29 protein-coding genes are annotated in these 25,514 nt (G+C 55.7%); 2 read left to right on the top strand and 27 right to left on the bottom strand.

The genetic code is table 11. The annotated features are described in order from the left end of the window. Positions 1-94 precede the first annotated feature (94 nt). From cysM to FDX03_RS04135, 10 genes are all read right to left on the bottom strand, one after another. Positions 95-1,006, bottom strand: a complete 912-nt coding sequence (gene cysM, locus FDX03_RS04180) for a cysteine synthase CysM (protein ID WP_115643112.1) — start codon at positions 1,004-1,006, stop codon at positions 95-97. A 119-nt stretch (positions 1,007-1,125) separates the two neighbouring features. Then, on the bottom strand, positions 1,126-2,223 hold the full coding sequence (gene cysA, locus FDX03_RS04175; protein WP_137345520.1) for a sulfate/thiosulfate ABC transporter ATP-binding protein CysA: 1,098 nt from the start codon (positions 2,221-2,223) through the stop codon (positions 1,126-1,128). Next, the gene (cysW, locus tag FDX03_RS04170; protein ID WP_115601694.1) at positions 2,213-3,088 is read right to left on the bottom strand and encodes a sulfate/thiosulfate ABC transporter permease CysW; all 876 of its coding nucleotides are present in this window, start codon (positions 3,086-3,088) and stop codon (positions 2,213-2,215) included. The genes cysA and cysW overlap by 11 nt, the downstream gene beginning before the upstream one ends. Then, positions 3,088-3,921 (bottom strand): sulfate/thiosulfate ABC transporter permease CysT, encoded by an 834-nt coding sequence (cysT, locus tag FDX03_RS04165; RefSeq protein WP_003038061.1) that lies wholly within the window; start codon positions 3,919-3,921, stop codon positions 3,088-3,090. The genes cysW and cysT overlap by 1 nt, the downstream gene beginning before the upstream one ends. After that, complete coding sequence (gene cysP / locus FDX03_RS04160; RefSeq protein WP_137345519.1) at positions 3,922-4,938, bottom strand: thiosulfate/sulfate ABC transporter substrate-binding protein CysP; 1,017 nt, start codon at positions 4,936-4,938, stop codon at positions 3,922-3,924. A gap of 159 nt (positions 4,939-5,097) precedes the next feature. Beyond that, positions 5,098-5,889: an SDR family oxidoreductase UcpA gene (gene ucpA / locus FDX03_RS04155; protein WP_048210976.1), complete on the bottom strand. Its 792-nt coding sequence runs from the start codon at positions 5,887-5,889 to the stop codon at positions 5,098-5,100. A 205-nt stretch (positions 5,890-6,094) separates the two neighbouring features. Then, positions 6,095-6,994, bottom strand: a complete 900-nt coding sequence (gene yfeX / locus FDX03_RS04150; RefSeq protein WP_137345518.1) for a porphyrinogen peroxidase — start codon at positions 6,992-6,994, stop codon at positions 6,095-6,097. A 92-nt stretch (positions 6,995-7,086) separates the two neighbouring features. After that, a complete protein-coding gene (locus FDX03_RS04145) occupies positions 7,087-7,662 on the bottom strand; it encodes an RpoE-regulated lipoprotein (RefSeq protein WP_061068305.1) in 576 nt (191 codons plus the stop codon). 59 nt (positions 7,663-7,721) lie between these two features. Then, complete coding sequence (locus FDX03_RS04140) at positions 7,722-8,171, bottom strand: DUF2919 domain-containing protein (RefSeq protein WP_061068306.1); 450 nt, start codon at positions 8,169-8,171, stop codon at positions 7,722-7,724. Beyond that, on the bottom strand, positions 8,158-8,583 hold the full coding sequence (locus tag FDX03_RS04135; protein WP_048210972.1) for a GNAT family acetyltransferase: 426 nt from the start codon (positions 8,581-8,583) through the stop codon (positions 8,158-8,160). The genes FDX03_RS04140 and FDX03_RS04135 overlap by 14 nt, the downstream gene beginning before the upstream one ends. A 212-nt stretch (positions 8,584-8,795) precedes the next feature. On the opposite strand from FDX03_RS04135, the gene amiA reads away from it, so the two are divergent. Next, a complete protein-coding gene (gene amiA / locus FDX03_RS04130) occupies positions 8,796-9,665 on the top strand; it encodes an N-acetylmuramoyl-L-alanine amidase AmiA (RefSeq protein ID WP_005121924.1) in 870 nt (289 codons plus the stop codon). 2 nt (positions 9,666-9,667) lie between these two features. Further along, positions 9,668-10,567, top strand: coding sequence for an oxygen-dependent coproporphyrinogen oxidase (gene hemF / locus FDX03_RS04125; RefSeq protein ID WP_137345517.1), 900 nt, complete (start codon positions 9,668-9,670; stop codon positions 10,565-10,567). Between the two features lie 74 nt (positions 10,568-10,641). Here hemF and eutR read toward each other — a convergent pair whose 3' ends face one another. From eutR to eutS, 17 genes are all read right to left on the bottom strand, one after another. Further along, positions 10,642-11,694, bottom strand: a complete 1,053-nt coding sequence (gene eutR, locus FDX03_RS04120; protein WP_061068308.1) for an HTH-type transcriptional regulator EutR — start codon at positions 11,692-11,694, stop codon at positions 10,642-10,644. A 48-nt stretch (positions 11,695-11,742) separates the two neighbouring features. Beyond that, positions 11,743-12,273 carry an ethanolamine utilization microcompartment protein EutK gene (gene eutK, locus FDX03_RS04115; RefSeq protein WP_048210969.1) on the bottom strand — a complete coding sequence of 177 codons (531 nt, stop codon included), beginning with the start codon at positions 12,271-12,273 and terminating at the stop codon, positions 11,743-11,745. Between the two features lie 11 nt (positions 12,274-12,284). Continuing rightward, positions 12,285-12,944, bottom strand: coding sequence for an ethanolamine utilization microcompartment protein EutL (eutL, locus tag FDX03_RS04110; RefSeq protein ID WP_040233508.1), 660 nt, complete (start codon positions 12,942-12,944; stop codon positions 12,285-12,287). A gap of 9 nt (positions 12,945-12,953) precedes the next feature. After that, positions 12,954-13,850, bottom strand: a complete 897-nt coding sequence (eutC, locus tag FDX03_RS04105; protein WP_048210968.1) for an ethanolamine ammonia-lyase subunit EutC — start codon at positions 13,848-13,850, stop codon at positions 12,954-12,956. Positions 13,851-13,870: 20 nt separating this feature from the next. Beyond that, entirely contained in the window at positions 13,871-15,232 is a 1,362-nt protein-coding gene (gene eutB / locus FDX03_RS04100) for an ethanolamine ammonia-lyase subunit alpha (RefSeq protein ID WP_003038029.1), read from the bottom strand. 11 nt (positions 15,233-15,243) lie between these two features. Beyond that, complete coding sequence (gene eutA, locus FDX03_RS04095; RefSeq protein ID WP_137345516.1) at positions 15,244-16,647, bottom strand: ethanolamine ammonia-lyase reactivating factor EutA; 1,404 nt, start codon at positions 16,645-16,647, stop codon at positions 15,244-15,246. After that, positions 16,644-17,876: an ethanolamine utilization protein EutH gene (eutH, locus tag FDX03_RS04090; RefSeq protein ID WP_003038023.1), complete on the bottom strand. Its 1,233-nt coding sequence runs from the start codon at positions 17,874-17,876 to the stop codon at positions 16,644-16,646. Before eutH ends, eutA begins: the two co-directional genes overlap by 4 nt. A gap of 27 nt (positions 17,877-17,903) precedes the next feature. After that, positions 17,904-19,091: an ethanolamine utilization ethanol dehydrogenase EutG gene (gene eutG / locus FDX03_RS04085; protein WP_048210965.1), complete on the bottom strand. Its 1,188-nt coding sequence runs from the start codon at positions 19,089-19,091 to the stop codon at positions 17,904-17,906. Beyond that, positions 19,081-19,920 (bottom strand): ethanolamine utilization protein EutJ, encoded by an 840-nt coding sequence (gene eutJ / locus FDX03_RS04080; protein WP_061068310.1) that lies wholly within the window; start codon positions 19,918-19,920, stop codon positions 19,081-19,083. The genes eutG and eutJ overlap by 11 nt, the downstream gene beginning before the upstream one ends. Before the next feature lie 12 nt (positions 19,921-19,932). Further along, positions 19,933-21,336: an aldehyde dehydrogenase family protein gene (locus tag FDX03_RS04075; protein ID WP_137345515.1), complete on the bottom strand. Its 1,404-nt coding sequence runs from the start codon at positions 21,334-21,336 to the stop codon at positions 19,933-19,935. An 11-nt stretch (positions 21,337-21,347) separates the two neighbouring features. Then, positions 21,348-21,635, bottom strand: a complete 288-nt coding sequence (gene eutN, locus FDX03_RS04070; RefSeq protein WP_005121909.1) for an ethanolamine utilization microcompartment protein EutN — start codon at positions 21,633-21,635, stop codon at positions 21,348-21,350. 121 nt (positions 21,636-21,756) lie between these two features. Next, positions 21,757-22,050, bottom strand: a complete 294-nt coding sequence (eutM, locus tag FDX03_RS04065; protein ID WP_005121908.1) for an ethanolamine utilization microcompartment protein EutM — start codon at positions 22,048-22,050, stop codon at positions 21,757-21,759. Positions 22,051-22,091: 41 nt separating this feature from the next. Next, a complete protein-coding gene (gene pta, locus FDX03_RS04060; RefSeq protein WP_048210962.1) occupies positions 22,092-23,108 on the bottom strand; it encodes a phosphate acetyltransferase in 1,017 nt (338 codons plus the stop codon). Then, a complete protein-coding gene (eutT, locus tag FDX03_RS04055) occupies positions 23,105-23,908 on the bottom strand; it encodes an ethanolamine utilization cob(I)yrinic acid a,c-diamide adenosyltransferase EutT (protein WP_137345514.1) in 804 nt (267 codons plus the stop codon). The genes pta and eutT overlap by 4 nt, the downstream gene beginning before the upstream one ends. Positions 23,909-23,917: 9 nt before the next feature. Next, positions 23,918-24,616 (bottom strand): ethanolamine utilization acetate kinase EutQ, encoded by a 699-nt coding sequence (gene eutQ / locus FDX03_RS04050; protein WP_061068313.1) that lies wholly within the window; start codon positions 24,614-24,616, stop codon positions 23,918-23,920. Beyond that, positions 24,594-25,073, bottom strand: coding sequence for an ethanolamine utilization acetate kinase EutP (gene eutP / locus FDX03_RS04045; protein WP_048210959.1), 480 nt, complete (start codon positions 25,071-25,073; stop codon positions 24,594-24,596). Before eutP ends, eutQ begins: the two co-directional genes overlap by 23 nt. Before the next feature lie 12 nt (positions 25,074-25,085). Beyond that, on the bottom strand, positions 25,086-25,421 hold the full coding sequence (gene eutS / locus FDX03_RS04040) for an ethanolamine utilization microcompartment protein EutS (protein ID WP_003037995.1): 336 nt from the start codon (positions 25,419-25,421) through the stop codon (positions 25,086-25,088). Positions 25,422-25,514: the final 93 nt, after the last annotated feature.

The raw sequence follows: 25,514 nt of genomic DNA, 5'->3' as shown, positions 1-25,514 counted from the left end.
TGATTATGGCAGGCCGGATAAGACGCTTTACGTCGTCATCCGGCGATCGTGCCGTACGTTTGCCTGATGGCGCTATGCTTATCAGGCCTACAAACTAAATCCCTAATCCCTGGTTAAAGTGTTCTTCGCCAAACACGCCGGTCGAAAGGTAGCGATCGCCGCGATCGCAGATGATCGCCACCACCACCGCTCCCGGATTTTGTTCGGCCACGCGAATCGCTCCGGCTACCGCGCCGCCGGAACTGACGCCGCAAAACACACCCTCTTTCACCGCCAGCGCGCGCATGGTGTTTTCTGCATCATTCTGATGAATATCCAGCACCTCATCCACCAGCGAGGCGTTAAAAATGCCCGGCATATACTCCGCAGGCCAACGACGAATCCCCGGAATACTGCTGCCCTCTTCCGGCTGCAGGCCCACGATGGTAACCGGTTTTTCCTGCTCGCGCAGAAAACGAGATACGCCGGTAATGGTGCCGGTCGTGCCCATGCTGGAGACAAAATGGGTAATACGTCCGGACGTTTGCTGCCAGATTTCCGGGCCGGTGGTGGTGTAATGCGCGTACGGGTTATCAGGATTGTTAAACTGATCGAGCAACTTACCTTCGCCACGTTGTGCCATTTCCAGCGCTAAATCGCGCGCCCCTTCCATTCCCTGCTCTTTGGTCACCAGTATCAGTTCAGCCCCGTAAGCCCGCATCGCCGCACGGCGCTCCTGGCTCATGTTGTCTGGCATCAGCAGCTTCATGCGGTAGCCCTTCAGCGCGGCGATCATTGCCAGAGCAATTCCGGTATTACCGCTGGTTGCCTCGATCAACACATCACCAGGCTTAATTTCTCCACGCTTTTCCGCTTCGACGATCATCGACAGCGCGGCCCGGTCTTTCACCGAACCCGCGGGATTATTGCCTTCCAGCTTAACCCAAATTTCACTACCGTTATCCGGCGTCAGACGTTGTAATTTCACCAGAGGCGTATTGCCAATTGTTTGTTCTAATGTGTTCATGAGTGCTGTCCAATAAAAAGCCGGGTGGCGCTGCGCTTACCCGGCCTACAAAATCACGGCATATGCGGTAGGCCCGGTAAGCATAGCGCCACCGGGCGATAAACCTGCAAATTAACCTATCAGGCAGATTCCGCCAGAGCAAGTTCCTCTTCACGCGTTTCAATACGCTGGTCGCCGTTATACAGACGTGCATTTTGCAGCCCAACAAACAGGCGTTCGCCGCGGTTTGGGGAATCATCGCCCTGCATGATGACCGTCAGCGGTTCGTTATACCACCCCAGCGGCTGCACAACTAATTGGGTGTAGTGTCCTTTCGGGCTGGCTTCCAGCACCTGTACCGGCAACGGCGAATCCAGGCTGGTACGACGGCTCACATCCACTTCCCACGGACGCAGGAACAGGTCGACCGGCCCTTGATACGCTGGTGTATAGCCCAATGGCCAACGGTGTGCGCCGACGTGGAATTGTCCACCGCGAATCGTCCCCTGCAGACGGTTAACCTCCCCCATAAACTCCAGCACAAAGCGGGTAGCCGGTTCACGCCAGACCTGGTCCGGCGCATCGGCTTGTTCAATATGTCCCTGGCTCATTACCACCACGCGATCGGCCACTTCTGTCGCCTCTTCCTGATCGTGGGTCACAAACACGCTGGTGAATTTCAGTTCTTCGTGTAACTGACGCAGCCAGCGACGCAGCTCTTTACGCACCTGAGCATCGAGCGCGCCAAACGGCTCATCGAGCAGCAGGATCTGCGGCTCTACCGCTAACGCTCGTGCCAACGCCACACGCTGTTTTTGTCCACCGGAAAGTTGCGCCGGAAAGCGATCCGCCAGATGGGCAAGCTGCACCATCTCCAGCAATTTGGTGACTTTCGCTTTGATGGCCGCCGCATTCGGACGCTCCCGCCGTGGCAAAACCGTCAGGCCAAAGGCGATATTGTCGAAAACGGTCATATGGCGAAACAGCGCATAGTGTTGAAAGACGAAGCCAACTTTACGGTCACGCGCATGTAAGCGACTGACATCGGTGCCATGAAAACGGATATGACCACTGGACTGATGTTCCAGCCCGGCAATAATTCGCAGCAGCGTGGTTTTGCCCGAGCCGGATGGCCCCAACAGCGCGACCATCTGACCTGAAGGAATATCCAGCGAGATATCGTTCAGCACCTGGGTGCGACCAAAAGACTTCTTAATATTGGCAATCTCAATGCTCATGATTTTCCTCCTGCTGCGCGCGTTTCTCCTGGTTCTCCAGACGCCATTGCAACATGCTCTTCAAAAACAGGGTAATAATCGCCATCAGCGTTAACAGCGCCGCAGCGGTAAAGGAGCCGACCGTGTTGTAGTCCTGCTCCAGTAATTCAATTTGTAGCGGTAGCGATAGGGTTTCGCCGCGAATCGAGCCGGAAACCACCGATACCGCGCCAAACTCGCCAATCGCGCGGGCATTCGTCAGCACTACGCCATACAGCAACGCCCAACGGATATTCGGCAGCGTCACGCGGCGGAACATTTGCCAGCCGGATGCGCCAAGCAGAACCGCCGCTTCGTCTTCATTGCTGCCCTGGCTTAACATAACCGGCACCAGTTCACGCACCACAAACGGACAGGTGACGAACACTGTGACCAGCACCATTCCCGGCCAGGCAAACATAATTTGCAGATTGTGTTCATCCAGCCATCCACCCAGCGGACCGTTAGAGCCGTAAAACAGCAGATACACCAGACCGGCGACCACCGGCGAGACGGCAAACGGAATGTCCAGTAAGGTCAGCAACAGCTGGCGTCCTGGGAAGTTAAAGCGGGTCACCAGCCAGGCCAGCAATACGCCAAACACCAGGTTCACCGGTACTGCAATCAGCGCAATCAGCACCGTCAGCCAGATAGCGTGCAGCATGTCCGGGTCGGCCAGGTTCTGTAATACCGGCATTAATCCCTTGCTGAACGCCTGCACGAAGATGTAAATCATCGGCACCAGCAAAATAAATGCGGACACCAGCATGCCAGTGCCGATCAGAAACCATTTACCCCAGTTAATTCGGGGCGCCCCATAGTGTTTCAATTGGGTAATCTCTGCCATCAGTGACCTACCACGCGTCGACCAAAGCGACTCTGCAGGGTGTTAATCGAAAACAGCAGCAACAACGAAGCCCCAAGGATTACTGACGCAATCGCACTGGCGGCCGGGTAGTCAAACTCCTGCAAGCGAACAAAAATCATCAGCGAGGTGACTTCCGTTTTCCACGCGATATTCCCGGCGATAAAAATAACCGCGCCAAACTCACCGAGGCTTCGGGTAAACGAGAGCGCAACGCCCGCCACCAGCGCGGGAGACAACTCCGGCAGCACCACTTTACGAAAACTCTGCCAACGCGTAGCCCCCAGCGTTTCCGCCGCTTCTTCATACTCCGGACCTAACTCTTCCAGCACCGGCTGTACGGTACGTACCACAAACGGAATGCTGGTAAACGCCATCGCCACCGCGATACCAAGCCAGGTGTAGGTCACCTTGATATCCAGCTTCGCCAGCCACTCGCCGTAGAAGCCATTAACCGAAAACAGCGACGCCAGCGTCAGACCCGCTACCGCCGTAGGCAGCGCAAATGGCAGGTCCATCAGCGCATCCAGCAGCGTGCGGCCCGGAAAACGATAGCGGGTTAAGATCCACGCCATTAACAGACCAAACACGCCGTTAAAAATCGATGCCACAAACGCCGACAGCAGCGTGACTTTATAGGCCGCCACGACCTGCGGGTTAGTAATCACATCCCAGTATTGCGCCCAGCTCATCTGCGCCAGTTGCATCACCAGCGCGCTAAGCGGCAGAAGCAATATCAGGCACACAAACAGTAAGCTGGTGCCCAGGCTTAAGGTGAAGCCGGGCAGCACGCGTCGGGAAGAAACAGCAAACATTTACTTGCGCCCCGCCGCCAGCAGTTTGTCCAGCTCTCCACCGCTGACAAAGTGTGTTTTCATCACTTCAGGCCACGAACCAAACTTATCTTCCACACGGAACAATTCGGTCTGCGGGAATTTATCTTGCTGTTTGTCCATCACCTGCGGGTTATTCACGCGATAGTAGAAATCGGTAATGATGGTTTGCGCCTGCGGGCTGTACAGCCAGGTCAGGTAAGCTTTAGCCGCTTTTTCAGTACCGTTGGCTTGCACATTTTTATCTACCCAGGCCACCGGGAATTCGGCGAGGATATTGGTTTTCGGGATAACCACTTCAAAACCCTGCGCTTCATACTGTTTACGAATGTTGTTCACTTCTGATTCGAAGCTGATCAGCACATCGCCCAGACCACGCTCTGCAAAGGTGGTGGTAGCACCGCGGCCGCCGGTATCAAACACTTCGACGTTTTTCAGAAACTGGGTCATGAACTGTTCAGTTTTGGTTTTATCACCACCATCAGCTTTATCCGCAGCACCCCACGCCGCCAGATAGGTATAGCGCGCGTTACCGGAGGTTTTTGGATTCGGGAAAATCAGTTTCACATCAGAACGCACAAGGTCATTCCAGTCATGAATGTTTTTCGGGTTCCCCTTACGCACCAGGAAGCCCATGGTGGAATAGAATGGCGAACTGTTATTCGGCAGACGGCTTTGCCAGTCGGCGGGGATCAACTTGCCTTTGTCATGCAGGATCTGCACGTCGGTCACCTGGTTATAGGTCACCACATCGGCTTTCAGCCCCTGCAGAATCGCCAGCGCCTGTTTTGATGACCCGGCATGAGATTGTTTTATCGTCAGTTTGTCACCGCCGTTATCCTTCGCCCATTGCTGTTCAAACGGGGGATTAAGGGCGGCAAACAGCTCACGGGAAACATCGTATGAACTGTTCAGCAGTTCCGTTGCCTGCGCCTGCCCCACCAGCAACAGCAGCGCCGCCAGCGTCAGAGTTCTTTTTTTCAGTAAGTTAACGGCCATTGCGCACCCTTATAAATTTAATGACTTTCTTATGGTCATCATATTTATAACCGGCACTAAAGGAGTAACGGTTTTATATACCGTTTGATGATTTGAAAGTTGAAAAGAGAATAAGGGGAAACCCCTCCCCAGGTTCACCGGGGAGGAGACTGGCATCAATCAGATGCCGACGCTGACGCTTTCAGGCAGGGTGCTGCCGCCATCAATCACGTTTTGCGTGCCAGTTAAGTAGCTGGATTCATCCGACGCCAGGAACGCCGCCAGTTCACCCACTTCAAGCGGACAGGCCAGACGGCGCATCGGGATCGCTTTCGCCATGTCGACTAATACCGATTCAGGATCGTCCGGGTTAGACTGACGTGCAATATTTTCCGCCATTGGCGTACGAACGTAGCCCGGGCAAATGGCATTTACACGAATCCCCGATTGCGCGTACTCAACCGCTAGGGACTTGGTTAAGCCGATAATAGCGGCTTTCGACAACGCATACGCCGTTTCACCCGGGTCGGCCACCAGATCGCCAGTTACCGATGACATCATCACGATGCGCCCGTCTTTGCGCGCAATCATCTCCGGCAGAACGGCCTTCGTCACGTTCCAGACGCCTTTAATGTTGACATCAATGTGGAAGTCGCGATCTTCATCGCTCATTTCAAGGAAGTTGCCAAGGCGGCATACGCCTGCATTGTTGACCAGAATGTCGATTTTGCCTTCAATTTTCTTCGCGCGTTTTACCGCTTCCGTAACCGACGCAAAATCTCTGACGTCTGCGTGAACCGCTGTGCAGCGATGCCCGCGCCCTGCCAGTTCATCCGCCAGCTTTTCAATCTCATCGGAGATATCCAGCAGGATTAAGTTCGCGCCATGGCGGGCAAACGTTCTGGCGATCCCCTCGCCAATACCCTGAGATGCGCCCGTAATCAATGCTGTTTTGCCCGTGAGTTTTCCCATTTCAATATTCTCCTTTTGAATATGAAGCCTTCACTTCATTCACGCAGAAGATACAGCATTAACAAATTCATGCTGAGGAATAGCTCACTAAATCAGGTTAATTTCAGGTAAAAAAAATCCCCGTCGGGGCGGGGATTTTCAATTTCATGACAGATAAGAACGCGGTAGGCCTGGTAAGCGTGAGCGCTACCAGGCAACACTGGGGTTACAGCGCCATCAGTCGATCCAGCGACGGTGCAAAGTAATAGCCACCGGTGACCGGTTTAGTGAAGCGCAGCATCGCGTCACGTTTACCGTCGGTATCACCAAACATGCTCAGCAGTTGCTGCTCAATATTGTGCAGACGCGCGCAGTACGCGCAGAAATAGAGACCATGCGTACCGCTGACTGTACCGTATGGCAGGCTCTGGCGCACAATTTTCAGCCCCTTGCCATCTTCTTTCAGATCCACACGGCTCAGGTGAGAGGTGACCGGACGGTCGTCACCGTCGATCTCTTCGTTGGCTTCCTTGGTACGGCCAATCATCATTTCCTGGTCGTGAATGCTCATGCGGTTAAGCTGCTTCAGGTTATGTTCCCAACGCTGCACGAATACATAGCTGCCGCCAGCATCGACGCCATCTTTAATAACAGCGACTTCACGGCGCGTTTCTTCGCCTGCCGGGTTTTCAGTGCCATCAACAAAGCCGCTGAGGTCACGCTCTTCCACCCAGCGGAAACCGTGGATCTCTTCTTTAACCTCAATGCAATCGCCAAATGCTTCCATTGCCGCCTGCGCAACGGAGAAGTTCACGTCATGGCGCAGCGAGAGAATATGGATCAGTACGTCATACTGGGTCGCCGGAGCCAGACCTTTACCGTAGGGGATGAAGTCCTTCAGCTCTTCCGCGCCCACGCCGCCGCTCAGTGTGCGCCAGGTGTTGTTGCCAAAAGCGACTACCGCGCCCAGATGCGCATCCGGAAATTTCGCTTCAAAGGTCGCCAGCTTATCGGCAAACGTTTTGCTGGCCGCACGCAGGGCCTCAACATCACCTTTTACATTGGCTTCAATCCAAATCGCCGCACGGCAATGTTCTGGCAAAATGCCACTCTGAACCTGAGACATTGTTCCTCCTGAAAAAAGCTGCCACGACATCGTGGCATTGCTGGGCGTTATTCTACCTGTTTTTTTAGTAAGTCGATTTGTTCAGACGCAAATTAACGCCGCCAGATAATTTTGCTTACTTTCCACTCTTGTAGCGTATCGTCAGACGGCATTATGCCTTCAGGGCCGCTCCAGTCACCGGAAAAAATATAGCTAATATGCTGACTTCCTTCGGCTTTACACTCAACGCCCGCGCTGTCATCACCGGTTGCTTTCTGGCAATGACCAAAAGCTTTAGTGTAAAGGTCGCTAAACGGTGTACCGATTTCGACACCCGCGGCTGATGCGATGTCGCTGTCCAATACATCAATGCGATTGATCGTTCCCTGGTCGCCATTGATCACCATTGCCAGCTTGTCACCTTTCATTGCCTCAAAAAAGCGCACGACAGTGCCGTTATTGGTTTTCATCCCACTACGCAGGCGATAATCGCCATCCAGCGCATCAGCAATGGTCTTTTCATCCAATGTCGTCGCTCCCGTGAGTTTCCCCACGCCTTGCTCAGTGACCTCGGTCGAAGAACCAAACCAGTTCCACGGATTAGCGGCGGACCAGTTCACCGATGAGAGGGTTGAACACCCTGTCAGCACAAGCGGTATCGCGCATAACGTCAAACGCAGTGATTTCATTTCACTTCCTTCCATATTTATCAACGCTGCTTTGAGTCCGGTTTCACTAAAAAGTGCCGTTATTCTTTCTCGGGGGAAAAACAGGCGCGCAAACGTTGATTGGTTAACAGCCAGACCAGCGCGACAATATCCGCCACCAGCAGCGCCAGACCAACGCCGTTGACCGGATCGCCCCCCAACCACAGCATCGGCTGCCAGCACAGCAGCACCAGTTGAGCGAGAATCAATAATCCGCGCAGCCTGTGCCACAAAACGGGGAACGCAAAACGCCGCCCGCTGAGTAAAAACGCCAGCACGGCGGGAACGCCGGGGAGCAAACCCAGCCAGAACGCGTCATGATCGGGATAAAACAAATTCAGCAACGTGTTGCCCTGCTCACGGGAAGAACCCGCAATCACAAACAAAACCCAGGTGCGTGCCTGCAACAACAGTACGCACCAGAAGAGAAAAGGCAAGCGCAGACGCCCATGACCGTCATAGTCGGCGGGATGAAACTCAGTACTCTTCATCTTCGATTAAACGTTTACCCAGATGGAGTACATCGGTATGTTCATAGCCCAGACGCTCATACATACCCAGCACAACGTCATTATCGTCACGCACCATGATTTGAATCTTCGGACAACCGCGGGCAATGAGCTTTTTCTCCAGTCGGTTCAGCAGCGCATTAGCAATACCGCGCCCCCTGAACTCAGGATGCACGCCAAGGTAATAGGCGGAGCCACGATGACCGTCATAGCCCCCCATCACTGTGCCGACCACCTCGCCGTTCACTTCTGCGACCAGAAACAAGCTGACGTCATGATTGACCTTGCGTTCAATGTCCATTTCCGGGTCATTCCATGGACGCAGCAGATCACAGCGCTCCCAGAGGGTGATCACCTCTTCGAAATCTTCCTGGCGAAATACGCGTATTTCCATGGTATTGGTTTCCTTTTCAGGACGTTAAAAAGCGATTATGGCGCGAACCACTGATTTAGCCAATATCTGACGCGAAGCGACGGAAAAAATGGCATAATACGGAATTGTCACGTATTGAAATGAAAAGTAAAACAATTCTTATCCCGATCCGTCGCAACGGACAACGCGATACGATATAACGTTTAGAACCTTTTTTTTACAACTCAGGCCGTATGAGCACTTTTAAACCACTAAAAACACTCACATCGCGCCGCCAGGTGTTGAAAGCCGGGCTGGCCGCCCTGACGCTGTCAGGCATGTCGCAAGCCATCGCTAAAGAAGAAGCGCTTAAGACCAGCAATGGTCACAGCAAACCGAAAGCGAAAAAAGCCGGCGCTAAGCGCGTAGTTGTCCTCGATCCGGGTCACGGCGGGATTGATACCGGCGCCATTGGTCGCAACGGTTCAAAGGAGAAGCACGTGGTGCTGGCGATTGCCAAAAACGTGCGCTCGATTCTACGCAACCAGGGGATTGATGCACGCCTGACCCGCTCCGGCGATACGTTTATTCCACTGTACGATCGCGTCGAGATAGCCCATAAGCATGGCGCCGATCTGTTCATGTCGATTCACGCCGACGGTTTCACCAATCCGAGCGCCGCAGGTGCGTCGGTCTTTGCGCTGTCTAACCGCGGTGCCAGTAGCGCCATGGCGAAATATCTGTCCGACCGTGAAAACCGGGCCGATGAAGTCGCCGGGAAGAAAACCACCGATAAAGACCATTTGCTGCAGCAGGTATTGTTCGATCTGGTGCAAACCGACACCATTAAAAACAGCCTGACCTTAGGCTCGCATATTCTCAAGAAGATCAAGCCAGTACATCGTCTGCACAGTCGTAGCACGGAACAGGCCGCCTTCGTGGTGCTAAAATCACCGTCAATTCCGTCGGTACTGGTCGAAACCTCGTTCATTACTAACCCGGAAGAAGAGCGACTGCTGGGCACGACGGCGTTTCGTCAAAAAATCGCTACCGCTATCGCCAATGGCATCATTAGCTATTTCCACTGGTTTGATAACCAGAAAGCACACTCGAAGAAACGTTAATCATGAAGCCCGATGCACAGCGCGTAAAACAGTTCCTGCTTAGTCTGCAGGATAATATTTGCCAGCAGTTATCCGCCGTCGATGGCGCAGAGTTTGTTGAAGATAACTGGCAGCGTGAAGCGGGCGGCGGCGGTCGTAGCCGGGTGCTGCGTAACGGTGGTATTTTCGAGCAAGCGGGAGTCAACTTCTCCCACGTCCACGGCGATGCAATGCCAGCATCGGCTACTGCACATCGCCCGGAGCTTGCCGGGCGCAGCTTTGAGGCGATGGGTGTCTCGCTGGTGGTGCATCCGCAGAATCCTTACATTCCGACCAGCCATGCCAACGTACGGTTTTTTATCGCGGAAAAACCGGGCGCCGACCCGGTGTGGTGGTTTGGCGGCGGCTTTGATTTAACGCCCTACTACGGCTTTGATGAGGATGCGATTCACTGGCATCGCACCGCGCGTGATCTGTGCCAGCCGTTCGGCAATGACGTTTATCCACGTTACAAGAAGTGGTGCGATGACTACTTCTTTCTCAAGCACCGTAACGAGCAGCGCGGCATCGGCGGACTGTTTTTCGATGATTTAAATACGCCAGATTTCGACCACTGCTTCGCCTTTATGCAGGCGGTCGGGCAAGGTTACACCGAAGCGTATCTGCCGATCGTCGAACGCCGCAAAGCGATGAGCTGGGGTGAGCGCGAGCGAAACTTCCAGCTTTATCGTCGCGGACGCTATGTGGAATTTAATCTGGTGTGGGATCGCGGCACGTTATTCGGTTTACAGACCGGCGGGCGCACGGAATCGATTTTGATGTCGATGCCGCCGCTGGTACGCTGGGAATATGACTGGCAGCCGGAAGCGAACAGCCCGGAAGCCGCCCTTAGCGAATTTATTCAGGTCCGCGACTGGGTGTAATGGCCGGATAAGCAACGGCAAAACCCGTAGGCCGGATAAGACGTGTTAGCGTCGCATCCGGCACAATAATCTCATCACGCCCACTGACGCATGCGCTGATGCAGCGTCAGCGACGGTTTCTCCGCAAACAACTGCTGGTAATCGGTAGCAAACTGCCCTAAATGCCAGAATCCCCACTGCATCGCAGCGTCTTTCACCGTCGCACTTTGCGACCACGGGCTAATAAGCTCCCGGCGCACGGCATTCAGACGAATACGTTTTAACCAGGCATTCGGTCCGATACCGAGGATTGCGTGAAACGCGTTTTGCAGCGTGCGACGACTCACATGTAGCTGGTTGCACAAGTCGAGTACGGTCAGCGGCTCTGACATATTTTCCAGCACATATTCGCGCGCCCGCGACAGCAGGCGGCGATAGCTCTGATGGCTGATGCTTTCAGCGGTCATAATCGGCTGAGCGTCTTCCAGCATGGTGCCCATCGCCAGCAGCAGGTTATCACCCAACACTTTGCGCACCGCCGGCTGATGAAGGTTCTCAGGATTCTCGCTAAACGTCGCCAGCGCCTGTTGCACAAAGCCCCATAGCGCGGCTTTATGCTGTTCTTTTACCTCCAGCGCCGACTGGTTGCGCAGCATATGCAGCACCCTTTCCGGGTTATGCAGGAAGTTAGCCTGACGCGCAATGGTGTCTTCAGAGATAACGACCCCAAGAATGGTGTAATCATCGGGTGTACTCAGCTCAAACTCCGTTCCGCCTGGGCGGGTCGCAATTTCAGCACTGCCAAGGCATTGCGTACCAATAAATCCCTGCTCGCCGCGGGTGGCCGGAATACCAAACCAGAACGAGTTCGGCCAGACCAGGCATGACTGGCGCAGCGCAAGACCGGTGTATTCACGGAACACCTGAATATCATCAAGCAGGATTTCCGTGAACTCGCCATGAAATTTTCCCGGATGCAGTTGATCGTAAATCTGCTGCCAGGCGGTAATCGTCAGGGCATGCTCATACACATCTGTTGTTCGCCGTTGGTGAACATTGTCCACCTCGACCTTCGGCGTAAGTTTAACGTCTTCGGGTAATGCTTCATGATAAAGATGGTGCAGGTTTGCAGTACGGGTCTTTTTCATGATCTTTTAAGCCGGAAGCTTCAACGAAGCCCCCGGCCCTCCGACAGGTTAATTTTTTAAGCGATAGCGACTACTGCGTTTACGCAACGCTCCGTCAGAAAAGAGCTGTTCCAGCGCCTTTCTGGCTTCATCAAGTGACCAGCCAAAGTGCGCGGCCACTTCCCCTGCCGTCATTCCTTGACGGGTTGATGCCAACAACGCCAGGAGTTCATCAGAAGATTCAGATGTCACAGGCGTGTCCTGCGTCTTTTCCGCTTTGTCTTCTGGCATCATTTCTGGCTTCGGTGCGGGTTTCTTCGGCTGGCGCGTAAAACCGCCGATCAGCCACTGGGTGTCATCATCCGGCCGCCCTATCTCCTTGCGGCTGACAACACGTCCTGTACGCGCTGCAGCAGCGCTTCCGGCATCCAGCGCTGCACGACACGCGGCCAGATCGCCTTCCACCACCAGAGTCAGCCTGCCAGGATCCAGCACCTGGTGACTGAGCAGACGCACGTTCGCGGCTTTCAGCATGGCATCTGCCGCGTCTACGGCAGCCACCATGCCATCCACTTCCAGTAATCCCAGTGCATTGATCATCACAACCTCTCTTACGCGCGTTGTACCGGATTCCGGGCAATATCCAGAACAGCATCAGCGAAAGCATTACAGGCAGCTTTACAGGCAGCCTGGCTACCAGTTAAAAACGCCGCTGAGTAGTTGGTTTCTGACGGCGGCGGCACGTAGGTGACAATCTGTACATCGGCAGATTTGAGCGCAGCATCAATACCAAACGTTGCTTCCAGCGGCGGAGCCACCAGATACGCCATCGGATCGCCAAGTCGGCATCCTGCGGTCGCCGAGAGATACGAACCGGTACGCGAAACCACGTGCGCAAGGAAGGCGGTATCTTCTGCGTCATTGGCCCACTGGAACGCCGCGCCGCTTTCGATATTGGCGACCATCGCGTCCAGGCCGGCGCGAACTTCGGCCGGGTTAGGTCCACCGAGCATGATCAGCACTTCGCCCGAGGTTGGAGAGGGACTGTGCGCCGCGCCGGCATACAGCGAGCGGCCATAAACCACTTCCACCATCGCCTGTTTTGTCGCTTCGTCTGCAGCAATATACGCCACGTCATCAGAATCTGCTGTGATGAGTCCGAGACTACGTATATGTGGCGGTAATTTAAGTTCACGGGCAAAACCGTCATTTACCGAGGCAATCACGCGCATTGCGGTGACTGAAGGTCTAATCAAATCTAATGCTGGCATGATGCCTCCTTAACGGGTCATATTGATGCCGGACGCTTTTTGCTCCAGCATGCGCTTGGCCAAATCCACAATCACCGCCGCCGCTTCAACCGGTGGCGTACCGCCCTGGTGAATATTCGAGATACAGGTACGGTCAGCTTCAACGGTTGTCGCCACGCGTGGCGAATAGACGGCATAGCAAGAAAGACTTTCCGACTGGCCGAGGCCCGGACGTTCCCCAACCAGCAGGATCACCGCTTTCGCGCCGAGCAGTTCACCGATCTGATCTTCGATTTTCACACGGCCATAGCGCACAAAGAACGGCGTCCCGACCTTCAATCCGGCCTGTTTTAAACCTGACAACAGCGGCGGCAGGATCTCTTCGTAGTTAGCGGTGATGGCGTCGGTAGACAGGCCATCAGAGATAATCACCTGCACATCCGGGTTCATTACACACTGTGATTTCAGCGCTTCAATGGCTTCTGCGCTCAGACGACGTCCCATGTCCGGGCGCGTCAGATACAGGTTTTTGTCGCTGATTTCCGAGCGCACTTCCAGTAGTCCCTGGGCTTTTACCCACTCTTCCGGCACTTCTTTCAATACCGTATCTTTCGAACGCGAGTGGTCAGCCAGGAAGCGCAGCAGCGCCTGGGTACGCGGACGTGGACCGGCACGACCGGTACATACACGCGCAGCGGTGCTACGGCGCAGTTCGGTCAATACCTCTGCGCGATGCGGATTCTCAACGCCAATCCACGCTTTCGCTTCGGCTGAACCTAAGTCCATCGCACAGCTTTCACCGGTCGGCGCGGCGCACTGCGTAGTGCTGCATTTCGCTTCTGGTGACGGCGCTTGAGCCTGCGGCTGTGACTCCCCCATTGACGCCATTACACTGCGTACAATTTCTTCAATCTGTTTTTGATCCATCGTATGTCATCCCCGCGTCATCAGAAGAACAGTGACGGATCGCCCGCCCGTTTGGTCAGGCGACCGTTTGCCATAATGCCCATGGTTTCCAGCCAGCGTTCAAACTCCGGCGACGGACGCAGGTTCAGCAACTGACGCACGGTCGCGGTGTCGTGGAAGGCGGTGGTCTGATAGTTGAGCATGATGTCGTCACCGAGCGGCATGCCCATGATGTAGTTGCAGCCAGCGGTGGCGAGCAGAATCATCAGGTTTTCGTTGAGGTTCTGGTCAGCATCAGCATGGTTGGTGTAACAGCAGTCGCAGCCCATTGAGATGCCGCTCAGCTTGCCCATGAAGTGATCTTCTAAGCCCGCGCGAATAATCTGACGGTCGTTGTAGAGATATTCCGGCCCGATAAAGCCCACCACGGTGTTCACCAGGAACGGATCGTAGTGACGCGCCAGCCCGTAGTTACGCGCTTCCATCGTCACCTGATCGGCACCAAAGTTAGCGCCAGCGGAGAGCGCAGACCCTTGCCCGGTTTCAAAGTACAGGCAGTTTTCCCCGGCGATGCGGTTGAACTCCGCGCCCACTGCACGCGCCTCATCCAGCATCGCCAGCTCAACGCCAAATTCTTTTAAACCTTTCTCACTGCCGCAGATACTCTGGAAAATCAGCCCGCCCGGTGCGCCGCGACGAATCGCTTCGATCTGGGTGGTCACGTGCGCCAGTACACAGCCCTGGGTCGGAATATTGAACTTGTCGATAACGCCATACACGGTATCGAGCACGCGGCTTAAGTTTTCCACGTCATCCGTGACCGGGTTGACGCCAATTACCGCATCGCCCGCCCCGAAGGACAGCCCTTCATAGATTTGTGCAGCAATACTCTGCACGTCATCACGGGTGTCGTTCGGCTGTAAACGACAGCTGAAGGTGCCCGGCAAACCGATGGTGGTGTTAGCCTTTTTGATCACCGGCATTTTCTTACCGCCGTAGATCAGGTCCGCGTTAGAGCAGATTTTTGCTACCGCGGCGACCACTTCCGACGTTAACCCTTTGCGCGTAAACGCAATGTCATCCACGGAGGTTTCATCGCTCAGCACGTACTCGCGCAGCTCGCTGATACTCCAGTTTTTGATGCGGTTATAGGCCGTTTCGTTGACGTCATCCTGAATAAGACGCGTCACGCAGTCCTCTTCATAGGAAATCACCGGGTTGTTGCGGATATCCGCCACCGTCATTTCCGACAATACCTGCTTAGCCGCCACGCGCTCTTGCGAACTGGTTGCAGCCACGCCTGCCAGCACATCCCCCGAACGCAGTTCGTTGGCTTTTGCCAGCACCTCTTTAACATCCTTAAACTGATAAACATTGCCGAACAATGTGGTCTTTAGTTTCATAAGTCGTTCCCTCAGGAAGGAAATGCGAGTGATTTCACCGTCACCGGCACAACCGATCCGCCAAAAAGAGGCGTACCAATGTCGATATAGTCCCCCGCCCGGACAACCACCTCATCGATGACCGCCAGCGGGTGTTGCTGTAACTGTGGGCGTAACAGCATGCCCAGGGCCTTACCAAAATCCTGCTCGGCTACCACCAGCAGGGGATGCGGATTCGGATAGCGCGTGACAAAGGCCAGCAGCGCATCAATCACCGTTAACAGCGCGGCGTAGCGCACCGGTAACGAACCTGGCAGCGCCAGCACGTAGGCGTCGGTTTTCGGGTCAAGGTCGAGCTGCAGCAGCGCCTGCTGCCAGGCCGCCACCAGATCAGACTCATCAACCGGAATCGCCACCGGCAGATTGCGCAGCGGAAGCGCCACACCCTCCAGCCAGATAGTGCTGCCTGAAAGCGACAGCGTATGCGCACCGGCGCCAATCACCGTGGCGCGCACGGTTTGCGCCGGAAACTGCACGTTCATCTCACGCAGGCGCGGATGTTCATGCAGCGCCGTTGCTAACAGCGGCCCAATGTCGGAAAAACAGAACGGATCGGCAGGTTGGTTGCGGTAGCACTCGCCCACCCCGCCGGACAACGTAATCACTTCAGGCTTCACGCCAACAGGCAGCAGACCGGTTTGCATCAGCGCCTGCGCCAACGGTGAAAGCGTGCCGTCAATCACCTCCACAATCAGCGCCGCCATCCGTCGGGCCACCTGAACAAGCTGCGCCGCATTGAGGGTTCGGGCATCAGTGCCTGGACCAAATACGTCATCAACAATCATCTGCCCCGGCTGATGCGCATGTACTACGCGCCCCTGACCGTCCGTTTCCAGTAGCCGCCCGCCGACGTTCAGGCAGGCCGAGCCGCTGACTTTTCCCGCGTCGAACAGGACGTAATTCGACGTACCGCCGCCGATGTCGATATTCAGTACGCGGCACAACTTCTGCTCGGACAGGGTTTGTGCCCCCGCACCGTGACCGGCAATCACCGATTCCAGATGCGGACCGGCGCTGGCAACCACGAAATCCCCCAGCGACTGGGAGAGCGTCATCACCGCAGGTCGTGCGTTGCGGGTTTTGGCGCTTTCCCCGGTAATGATGATCGCGCCGGAATCGACGGTCTCTGGCGCAATCCCCGCCGCCTGATACTGGGCGAGGATCAGGGCTTTCAGTTCGGCCTCTTTCAACCCGCCCTGCTTATCAACGGGGGTAAAGAACACCGGGCTTTGCCAGCTAATTTCGCGTTTGATGAATTCGTAGCGCGGCACCTGCGACACTGCCGCACGGTTAACCAGCTCAAGGCGGGAGAAGATCACCTGAGTGGTGGTGGTGCCGATATCGATACCGACGCTGAGTAGCTGGCGAGTATTCACGATTGCGCCTCCGGATTGGTTTCTGCTGGTGCCGGAACATCTTCGTCTTTCGGTACTAACAGCATAGCCACGCCAATCGCCGTCACGCCGCCGATCAGCTTGCCGACAATCATCGGGAAGATCATGGCGTTCATGTTGGCAGCGGCGAAGCCTAAGTGGTCACCCAGCGCGAAGGCCGCTGAGACCGCGAACGCGCAGTTGATCACTTTGCCGCGGGTATCCATGTTTTTCATCATGCCGAACATTGGGATGTTGTTGGCAAGCGTTGCCACCATACCCGCAGCCGCAATGTTATTGACTTTTAACAGGTTGCCGACGCTCATCAGCGGTTTTTCAAACCAGCGGGTCAGCAGCAGCACCATTGGGTAGGCACCCAGCAGCACACAGGAGATAGAACCGATAACTTCGATGGCGCGCATCACTTCACCCGGCTTGTCGCCTGGCGCCATGAAAATAGGATCAAGACCTGGGATCAGCTCCCAGCCGAGCAGGAACTTGATGACTGCCGCAGCCAGACCGAGGGTGATCAGCGCTACCAGGAACTTGGCGAAGATCTGGAAGCCGTTGATCATTTTTTCCGGGATGAATTTCAGTCCCAGCGCCACCAGCACGGCCACGATCAGCACCGGGATCATGTTCATCAGGATCAGCGCAAAGGTGAACTCCACCGGCTGACCGTTGATTTCCACACCGGAGTACATCGCGACCAGACCACCCGCAATACAGCCAATCGGAATGGTGACGATACCGGCCAGCACGCCCAGCGCCAGATAACGACGGTCAGACGGTTCAATAATTCCCAGCGCAACCGGAATGGAGAACACCAGCGTCGGTCCCATCATCGCGCCGAGGATCAGGCCAGAGTACAACCATGCCGCAACGTCGCCGCCCGCCAGTTCTTTCGCCAGGAAGAAGCCGCCCATATCGCACGCCAGTAGCGTTCCGGCAAACATCGACGGGTTCGCGCCCAACATTTCGTACAGCGGAATAATCACCGGCCCGAGCACATGCGCCAGTACCGGCGCCAGCGCGGTCATACCGACCATCGCCAGACCCAGCGCGCCCATTGCCATAAAGCCTTCTTCAAACTGACCGCCCGATCCCTCAATGCTCTTACCGAACTTACCGAGGAAGCGCGCCGAACCGCCGAACTGCGACAGGATCCTGTCCACGGCGGCAATCAGCATAAAGAACATCATGATGTACATGATGATTTCGTTAATTCCCATAGCCTTCACTCCCTGTCATATGTGTATTTATTGTGCCGCCGCATACAACGCGATAATTTCGGCCTGCGTGGCGGTGCGTGGGTTACTGCGAATACAAATATCCTCCAGCGCGGCGTGTGCCCATGCGCTGTAATGCTCGGGTTTTGCCCCAACGTCTGAGAGCCGTTTGGTCTGGCCCACTTCGGCGATCAGCTCGCTGACCGCGCTGATGGCGTCACGATCGTCTGATTTCTTATTGGTTAACGCCCTGCCGATATGGCTGAAGCGCTCACGACACACCATGCGGTTGAACCCCATTACCGTGGGTAGCAGCATGGCGTTAGCCTGTCCGTGTGGGATGTGCAGCGTCGCACCCGGCTGGTGCGCCATCGCGTGACACAGGCCCAGCCCCGCGCTGGAAAACGCCATTCCCGCCATGCAGGACGCCAGTAACATGCTTTCACGCGCCGCCAGATCGTGGCCGTAGCCCACCGCTTTCGGCAGCGATTTGCCGATCATCGCAATCGCGCCAATCGCCAGGCTGTCGGTAAACGGCGTCGCGTTCAGCGCGCTGTACGCTTCAACGGCATGGGTCAGCGCGTCAATGCCGGTCATTGCCGTCACGTGCGCCGGAACGCCTTCCGTTACCGCGGCATCCAGAATGGCGACGTCCGGCATCAGGGTTGCGTGGGCCAGCACTTTTTTGAGTCCGGTGGCGGCGTCGATAATCACCGTAACGTTGGTGGTTTCTGACCCGGTCCCGGCGGTGGTTGGCACGGCAATCAGCGGCAGACGCGGGCGCAGCACGCTGTGCTCCGTCATGTCAGCCAGTGTTTGCGTCGGGTTGGTCACCAGCAGCGCCACTGCTTTAGCGGCATCCAGTACAGAGCCGCCACCAAAGGCCACCACGCCATCGCACTTCGATTCACGCAGTTGCGCGACCGCCGCGCAGACGTCCGTAATACACGGTTCGCCGACCGGACATGGCCACAGCGTCATTGCCACGCCTTTCATCGCCAGGCTACGTTCCAGAGCGGCGGTCATCCCCGCCTGATGCAGGAAGCTGTCAACCATGACGAACATATGCGTCAGTCCGCGCGTTTGCGCTTCCTGTCCGCAGGTGCTGAGCGCTCCCAGTCCGCATAATGTGACCGGTGGAACGCTGAACGTTTTTACGCGTTGCAGATTCAGGGCATCGAATGCCTGAAAGAGCGCGGTCTGCAATTCAGCTTGCATAGATTCCTTCCGCTTTTACTTTTCCGCTATTGGCAATCGCCAGCGGGGTCATAAACAGACTGTGCTGCGGTAAATGCACCTGCAGCTCCGGGAAACGCTTACGAAAAAGCTCATCAACACCCGGCTGCATACAGGACCCACCAGCCAGCCATAAATCCGTTATCCCTTGTCCGGCAATATGATGGGCGACGATTTCCGCCATCTTTTCGTAAACCGGCTTAACCACCGGCCAGATTTCTTTGCCGTTGCTGCGTTTGAACTGCTCGGCTTCTTCCAGTTGAATACGACGGTTCCCGGCAAGCGTCAGGGAAATGTGGTGCCCACCGGTCGCTTCATCGGCGGAGTAAGTCACTTTGCCCTGTTTCACAATGGCGATACCGGTCGTACCACCGCCGATATCGACGACTCCGGCGTTATCAAGCGCCAGCAGATCCGCCACGGCGGTTGGCTCATCCAGCACATGGCTCACCTCAAGCCCGGCAGACTCCAGCACGTTGATGGAGATACGCGGGTCAGTGCCCGGCGGGAATGAGGTAGCCGCATGAGTAAAACGGCAACCCAGTTGTTGCTCGAGCGTATCGAGATGGCGACGAACAATGGTCACAGCACCGAAGAAATCCCAGACGATGCCATCGCGCACGACGTCAGCCCAGTCCAGACAAACCGCAACCGGCTGCCCATCGCTGTCAACAACCATCGACACCACATCACAGGTCCCCAAATCAACGCCCAGCCACAGCGGTGAATCGCTTACGGCAGGCGTCTGGTTACACAGCGATGCCGCTTTTTGCAGTCTGGGTGTGAGCCACAGTTGTTCGTCATGCGCCATCTCTTTCACTCCTTATACGATGCGAAACGCATCCACCAGCACACAGCGACGCAGGCGTACAAACGTGCGCGCACTGGTCACCCCTTCCCCGGTTGGCGTGGTAATGGTCATGGTCGTCCAGCCTTCGCCGCCAAGCCCAAGGCCGGCAATGCACGGTCCGTTCTTGACGAAAATGCTGGTGTCGATGGCGTTAGCCATACGGTTCATGTTGTCGATGTTGCGTGAGTGCATCGCCGCCGTATGGTGACAACCACCTTCGAGCGTAACGGCCAGCGCAATGGCTTCGTCAACGTTAGCCACCCGCAACACCGGCAGCACCGGCATCATCAGTTCAGTCACAGCAAACGGATGCGTGGCGGAGGTTTCGACGAACAACAAGCGGGTTTGCTCCGGAACATTCAGGCCGATCGCCGCGGCGATTTTTGCCGCATCGCGCCCGACCCAGTCACGGCTGACTGTGCCTTTACCGCGCTCATCGACATTTTTCAGCAGTACCGGTTGCAGCTGTTCAGCCTGGGCGGTCGTCAGTTTGACCGCGTGCTGGCCTTCCATCAGACGCATCAGTTCATCAGCAACGCTATCCACGACAATCAGCACTTTTTCATCGGCACAGATAATGTTGTTATCAAACGATGCGCCTTTGACGATGGACTGCGCGGCGCGGGTCAGATCGGCCGTTTCATCCACCACCACCGGCGGGTTACCGGCACCAGCGGCAATCAGACGCTTGTTGGTATGCTTACGCGCAGACTCCACCACCGCTTCACCACCGGTGACGACCAGCAGTCCGATGCCCGGGTATTTGAACAGACGCTGTGCGGTTTCGATATCCGGGTTAGCAACGGTAACCAGCAGGTTTGCCGGACCACCTGCGGCGACTACCGCCTGGTTAAGCAGGCCGATCGCGCGCTGAGAAACGCCTTTTGCTGCCGGATGCGGCGCAAAGACGACGCTGTTACCCGCGGCAATCAGGCTGATGGCGTTGTTAATGACGGTCGCCGCCGGGTTGGTGGACGGCGTTACCGAAGCCACCACGCCCCACGGTGCGTTTTCAATCAGCGTCAGGCCGTTATCGCCGGTCAATACCTGTGGAGACAGGCATTCCACGCCCGGGGTACCGCGAGCCTGCGCCACGTTTTTGGCAAATTTATCTTCAACGCGTCCCATGCCGGTTTCACTGACGGCAAATTCCGCTAATTCTCTGGCGTGTTTTTCGCCCGCTTCACGAATGGCGTGAATGGCCAGTTGGCGCATAGCGACGCTTTTCAGCCCCTGCTGGGCCAGTTTTGCTGCCGCCACTGCGTCATCCAGGGAGGCAAAGACGCCCATTTCTTGAACGGCACTGACGGGTTGACTGCTGTCTTTCATTTTCAGCAGCACCGCTTTCACGACCTGTTCAATATCCTGTTGATTCATGATTTTCTGCCTTATTTGTGAAATACCACTTTCCCACCTGCCACCACTTCATCGACGATGCCAATCACGCACAGATCGACAGGCGATGAGTCGTTATGGTGCGCCTGGCGGGCTGAGCTTCCACTGACCAGCAGCACCCACTCTCCGGTTCCCGCCCCGATGCTGTCTATCGCAACAGCGCACTGCCCGTCGGGATTTCCCTGGGCATCAATCATTTCCACCATCAGCAACTTGTCGTGCGCGAGCCCCTGATGGCGAACGGTACAAACAATTTGTCCTGTGACGATTGCCAGTTTCATACCCGCCTCCGTGGCATATTTCAGGTAAAACCTCCCCCTACCCTCCGCAGAAGGTAATGTGAAAAGGAGAGAGGGTGACGCCAGCTTTCTCTTAACGATCCAGTGGCGTCACATGGACGACTTACATATCGTTGCTGTCGCCTTTGAAGCTGATCGGGAACACTTCTTCCAGATCGCCATGCGGACGCGGGATAACGTGTACAGAAACCAGTTCACCGATACGCTGCGCGGCAGCAGCACCGGCATCCGTAGCCGCTTTGCAGGCTGCAACATCACCACGAACCATGGCAGTACACAGGCCGCCACCGATCTGCTTCACGCCAACCAGTTTCACGCGTGCCGCTTTAACCATCGCGTCAGAAGCCTCAATCAGTGCAACCAGGCCCCGGGTTTCAATCATTCCTAATGCTTCCATTGTGCTTTCCTCTTAATCAAAGGGGTCCAGAACGGGACCGTTCATTCAACCAGTGTTTGCGAGACGCTTTCACGGCTCACGTCAGTCTGGCGCGGCACAGCTGCCACCAACGCCAGTTCGATAATTTCCTGTACGCTACAGCCGCGAGAGAGGTCGTGGAGTGGTGCGGCAAGTCCCTGAATCAAGGGGCCAACGGCACGATACCCTCCCAAACGCTGGGCGATTTTATAACCAATATTGCCTGCCTCCAGCGATGGGAAAACCATCACATTGGCATTGCCCTTTAACGGACTGGCGGGCGCTTTTTGCGCGGCGACATCCGGCACAAAGGCAGCATCAAACTGCAGTTCCCCATCCACGGTAAGCTGTGGAGCGCGCTCACGAACGATCTCGGTCGCCTGCTGCACGTTAGCGACATTGGGATGACGAGCACTGCCGTTGCTGGAAAACGACAGCATGGCGACACGCGGTTCTTCACCGGTAATCGCTTTCCAGGTTTCAGCGCTGGCGATGGCGATGTCTGCCAGCTGTGCAGCGGTGGGCTGCGGCACAACGCTACAATCTGCAAACCCTAATGACGGCCCGAGATACTGCGGCAGCATCAGGAAAATTGACGACAGCGTTTTGCAACCAGGTTGTAATCCAATAATGCGCAATCCTGCACGCAGCACATTTGCCGTTGACGACAGGTTGCCCGCAATACACACATCGGCTTTACCGGCGCTGACCATCGCGGCGGCAAACATCAGCGGATCGTTGAGCTTCTCTCGCGCATCCGGCGGCGTTTTTTCGCCCGCGCGGGCCAGCCAGCGCAGAGCAAACTCTTCACGCATCTGTACATTGCTTTGTGGATCAATAACCTGAATACCGTCCATGGCTACGCGATGGCTGAGCGCAAACTGACGCAGCGCAAACGGGCTGGCGACGAGAATGGGGCGTGCCAGACCATGCTGGTGCAGGTAATTGGCGGCTTTCAGCACCCGTACATCCAGCGCATCCGGGAACACCACCCGAGCCGGCGTTTGTTTGGCGAGTTGGCGAGCACGTTCAATGATCATGACTTCTTCCCCAGTCGCTGTTGGATTTGGCTGACGCTTAGCGGATGCTTCGCTACGCTCAGAATCATCATCACGTAAACCGTGCTGGAAAGACGGTTGAGCGCCTGCAGAATGTCTGGCCGCATAACGTCAAAACTGCGGGTGATAAACACCTGAGCGGCCACCGTTTCCGTTTCGCGGACTTTGGTACGCAGCAGATTAAGCAACGCGCAATCACGTCCGTGGCTGGCTTCCGGCACCAGATGATCGTGGTCCAGGTAACGCAGCGGCTGGTGCGAGAGCCGGTGTAAATCTTCGTCGCTTAAGCCAACGATGGCCTGTGCGGCCAGCGGTTCGTCCACAGCATCAGCACGCATAATGTTGCCCAGGCGCGAGCGAATATCCGCCAGCCACGGCTGCCAGGGTTCCGCCAGTTCAATTTGCAACCACACGGCCAGACCAATGGTGCTGTCCAGCGCGGCGCGAAATCCAAGTCTGGGGTCACTTTTGGCGACCATTTTGTCCGCCGTCAGATGCGTCAGCGTGTCAGGTTTCTTCGCCACCGGTTGATGACACAGTTCACAGGTTGCCTGCGGATGTGTATCGCTGCTGGTCAAACCATGTACCGGCTGCGGCTGCTGTTCCTCGTCGTCAACAAACAAGCTTCCCTGCTCGTCGATATACTTAATGCGCAGACGACGGCTCTCCAGCAGCTCCCGGGCAGACGGCGTCAGGCGGGCATCAGCGGGGAGATGAATTTCAGCCCCTTCGCTGAGCGTATGATTCGCTCTGAGCCATGCTTCGGTAATGAAATCCTTCATACATCCGCCTTAGCAGGACTGCCAGTTCGCAGGCCAGGCCACATACAGGAACTTCACTGTTGATGGCGTACCAAATTCGATGCTGGAGCCTTTCGGGATAAACATCACGTCCCCGGCTTTGGCAATCATGGTTTCGCCTTCATGGCGAACGTGCAGCTCGCCTTCCAGAATCATGTCGATTTCGTCGTAGTTCAGCGTCCATGGGAAAAATGCGTTATCCCACTGCATAAACCCGGCGGCCATGCTGCTACCGTCCTGGTCAGTGACTAAGTCGGTTAAGCCGACGCAGTGCGGTTGCGCGCCATCAAAACGGCCAAACTTCACACTGCTGCCGTCGATAACTTTCACGCCGCCTTTGCCGGTCACCGAGTTAAAGCTCGGCTGCATTCCGCCCTGCTCCAGCGACTGCTTTTCTTTCATCACTTTGTCCATCAGCTGCGCGACCAGGCTTTCGGTAAACTGTCCTTCCGGCAGTTGTGCAATGATGGTTTCACGAATACGCTGGCTTTCCGTTTTGCCGTCATCCACCGCAGCAGGTGCGGTGGCAGTTGGCGCGGATTCATCGCATTCAGTGATAGTGACGCCGAGCAGCGCCGCAACTTCGCGCGCCTCCGGGGTGATGATGCTGGCGCGCAGAACAACCGATACGTCCTGTTCGCCGCGTGCGTGGGCCGCACGAATATCGTTAGCTGTGATGAGTTTTTTCACCTGCCCTTTCCTCCTTTTGGCTGAGCTCAGTCAGATAATCCACCAGGTGCTGCACACTGCTTGGGTCGTGGCTATTGAGCTCAAAAATCGGCTCCTGAAACCCTAGCCCGCGAAGTAATTGTCGCGTTGCGGCGACATTGGCATCCGGCACATCCGTTTTGCTGATAACGGCGATTTGTCGTTTACTGGCGCCGATATCCAACAGCCCGGCAGGTAAGCGACTTTCTTTATCATTTGCCGCATGTATATAAATCAACGTATCGACATCCTGCAGCGTGGTAATTAAGGCGTGATACCAGCGCGGATGGCTAAAATATTCTCCTGGCGTATCGATATCGCCGTTTTCATTAAACTCCACGGCCTGTGTTTTTCTGGCGAGGGAATAATTCCCCTGTAGCGCATTAAAGAGCGTTGTTTTCCCCGCCCCCACCGTACCGACAAATGCAATACGTTTCATCGCCGCCTCTGATTAACTTTTCGTCAGGTTGCACAAAGTGAAATTTAATAATCGCCCCAGACCACTTACCGTCTGTAATAACGCTTCTTCTACCGCGCCAACCGAGCCGTAGATCACCAGCGCGCCGCTGAATCTATCGAGAAAGCCGATGTGTACATCTGCCGCTTTCATGGCTAAGTCACCGGCAATCATTGCGGTTTCACCTGGCGTCAGCGTCATAATGCCGATAGCGCCCGCTTCGGGAACGCCGATCTTTTTCGCCAGTTCCTCACCGGGGTGCGCAATGAGATGCGCCAGCGTGACCTGTTTCCCCGGCACAAATTCCTGAATAATGCGTTCTTTTTCCATTGCTCACCGCCTCCGCTAAAACTGCCCCCATCGTGGCAATTTTTTGTCAGAGTAAATAACAAAATTCGGCAACCAGGTTTAAAAGGTGAAGTG

The sequence above is a fragment of the Citrobacter sp. wls827 genome (assembly GCF_005280875.1).
Taxonomy (GTDB): Bacteria; Pseudomonadota; Gammaproteobacteria; order Enterobacterales; family Enterobacteriaceae; genus Citrobacter; species Citrobacter youngae.
Note: the sequence above shows the minus strand (reverse complement) of the source record. Positions and strands in the feature narration are given on the sequence as shown.